Consider the following 1982-nt stretch of genomic DNA (forward strand, 5'->3'; position numbering starts at 1 on the left):
CGTCTCGGGAGCCGTCACCGCTGGAACGAGGCGCGGTAGGCGCGCGGCGTCATGCCGCGCAGACGCAGAAACTGGCGGTTGAAGTTCGCCAGCGAGGCGTAGCCGACATCGCCCGCGATGTGCCGGATCGGCTGCGCGGTGCCGGAGAGCCGGGCGCAGGCTTCGCCGATCCGCAAGCCGGCAAGATAATCACCGACGCCAGCCTGCGTATGCCGCTTGAACAGCCGGTGCAGGCCGGATTCGCTGAGCGCCGCGATTTCGGCGATCTGCGCCATGCGGACGGGCTCGTGATAGTGCCGGTGCAAGTGGGTGAGCACCCGGTCGATGCGCGAGCGGTCGCCCTCGACGTCCTGCGGAACGACGCTCGAAAGCGGTTGGCACCTGTCAACTCCGGCGAGCCGCACCAGTATGTCCAGAAGGCCGAGCAGCCGCCGCGCCGGAGGATGCGAGAACATCGCCTCGAAATCCGTCGCCATCGAGCGGCCGAGCGCGGCGTCGAAGGCCAGCCCGGTCGCGGCGTCGCGGACCAGGCGCAGGACCGGCGCCAGTTCCACCGAGCCGGCGGCCAGCGCCTCGATCCAGTCGCGCCGGAACCAGAACACTAAAGCGACATGCGGCCCGCTCGCGTCGATCTTTTCGCGCGAGGCCCAGGTATGCGGCAGGTTCGGACCGATCAGCACGAGGTCGCCGTGGCCGTAGCCGGCGACATGGTTGCCGATGAAGCGCTGGCCGCGCGAATTGAGCGTCAGCGTCAGCTCGAATTCGGGATGGTGATGCCACTCGAACGGAATGGCGTCGTCCAGCCTCCGGTTGAGCATGCTCCAGGAAGAATCCGGCGAGGCCGGCAAGTGTTCGAGAAGCGGCCTCATCACGCCTCGCCAGCATCGACAACGCCGGAATAGTATCATTATCGGCCGGGTGCGGACAACATGGCAGCTCCCGCACGGCCTACGCTCCCCTTCACCTGATCGTCAGGAAGACCAAGATGGGAGAACGACATGCAAGCGACCGCAGCGCCGAAGCGCGACAGCCATCCGACCACGTCGGCGACGACGCAGCTCAAGGATATCCGCAAGACCTTGCCGCTGCGCGTTCTGTCGGAAGCCGACTGGCGGCACTGGACGACGAAGGGCTACGCCATTGTCCGTCAGGCGGTGCCTGCGGCCAATGTGGAACGCCTTGCGGACCTGCTCTGGCGCTTTGACGAGAAGGACCCCGGCGACCCGTCCACCTGGTACGCGCCGCAACGGCGCGAGCACAAGATGAAGGAGTTGAACAACACCGGCATGCTGGAGATCTACAATCACCAGTACCTGTGGGACAACCGCATGGAGCAGCGCGTCTACGACACCTTCGTCGATATCTGGGACCGCGAGGACCTGTGGGTGACGATCGACCGCGCCAACCTGAACCCGCCGAAGAAGGTGAAGGGCAACCCGAACGGCTTCGTTCACTGGGACGTCGACACCTCCATCCGGCCGCTGCCGATCGGCGTGCAGGGCGTTCTCAGCCTGAAGAAGCAGGACGGCGACGTCGGCGGCTTCCAGTGCGTGCCCTACCTGTTCGAGCATTTCGAGGAGTGGGTGAGGACCCAGCCGGCCGACCGCGACCCGATGCACCCCGACATGGCCGGCCTCTCGGTCGTCAACATCGACATGGAGCCGGGCGACCTGATGATCTTCAACTCGCTGCTGGCGCACGGCGTGCGGCCGAACCATTCGGACAACCGGGTGCGCATGGCGCAATATGTTTCCATGCACCCGGCCGACTTCGACGACGAGGCGGAGCGGCAAGAGCGCATCCGGCTGTGGCGCGAACGCGACCATCCCCGGCGCGATGCCTTTCCCGGCGACCCGCGCGCCTGGGAAAAGCACAATGCCGAAACCGCCAGGCTGACGCCGCTCGGCGAAAAGCTGCTCGGCCTCGCCCGCTGGTGAGCGTCCGCCGCCGGGGTTGTTTTGCACGCCACCCCGGCACGGCCT

Annotated in this window: 2 protein-coding genes; one reads left to right on the plus strand and one right to left on the minus strand. The window is 66.6% G+C overall.

The window, feature by feature from the left end; translation table 11 throughout:
- Positions 1 to 14: 14 nt before the first annotated feature.
- Positions 15 to 869, minus strand: coding sequence for an AraC family transcriptional regulator (locus tag J0I64_RS20700; protein ID WP_291411840.1), 855 nt, complete (start codon positions 867 to 869; stop codon positions 15 to 17).
- A 129-nt stretch (positions 870 to 998) separates the two neighbouring features.
- Between J0I64_RS20700 and J0I64_RS20705 the strand changes: the two genes are divergently transcribed.
- Positions 999 to 1937 (plus strand): phytanoyl-CoA dioxygenase family protein, encoded by a 939-nt coding sequence (locus J0I64_RS20705; RefSeq protein WP_291411842.1) that lies wholly within the window; start codon positions 999 to 1001, stop codon positions 1935 to 1937.
- Positions 1938 to 1982 lie beyond the last annotated feature (45 nt).

Source organism: Devosia sp. (genome assembly GCF_017307565.1).
Lineage (GTDB): Bacteria > Pseudomonadota > Alphaproteobacteria > Rhizobiales > Devosiaceae > Devosia.